Annotated in this window: 1 protein-coding gene; it reads right to left on the bottom strand. The window is 49.3% G+C overall.

The window, feature by feature from the left end:
• The coding region (locus ACTD9P_RS30145; RefSeq protein ID WP_438870503.1) for an NAD kinase at positions 1 to 414 on the bottom strand (414 nt) is incomplete at both ends.

The raw sequence follows: 414 nt of genomic DNA, 5'->3' as shown, positions 1-414 counted from the left end.
GTTGTTGATAGATGCCATTTCGGCAAGCTGAATCGCCCTGATGGAAGGGTGGATGATTGCACCGCCTAACGCCTTATTATAAGCCGTGCTTCCGGAAGGCGTGGACAGACATAAACCGTCTCCCCTGAACGTTTCAAACAGCTGGCCTTTAATTTCCACGTCAGCGACGAGACTGCCTTCTATGCTTTTGATCGTACATTCGTTCAAAGCCAGATACCGCTCCTCACGCTCTTCATCATGATAAGTGACAATCACCTCAAGAAGGGGATACTCCACGGTATGATACGGCGTTTTGGCAATGGCCAGAACGAGCTTTTCTATCTCCTGCGGAACCCAATCGGCATAAAAACCCAAATGCCCCGTGTGAACTCCGACAAAAGCCGTTTTATCAAGACGGTCGCTGTACCTGTGAAA

Origin of the sequence: Pseudomonas onubensis (assembly GCF_965653655.1) — a bacterium.
In the GTDB taxonomy this organism is placed as follows: Bacteria; Pseudomonadota; Gammaproteobacteria; order Pseudomonadales; family Pseudomonadaceae; genus Aquipseudomonas.
Note: the sequence above shows the minus strand (reverse complement) of the source record. Positions and strands in the feature narration are given on the sequence as shown.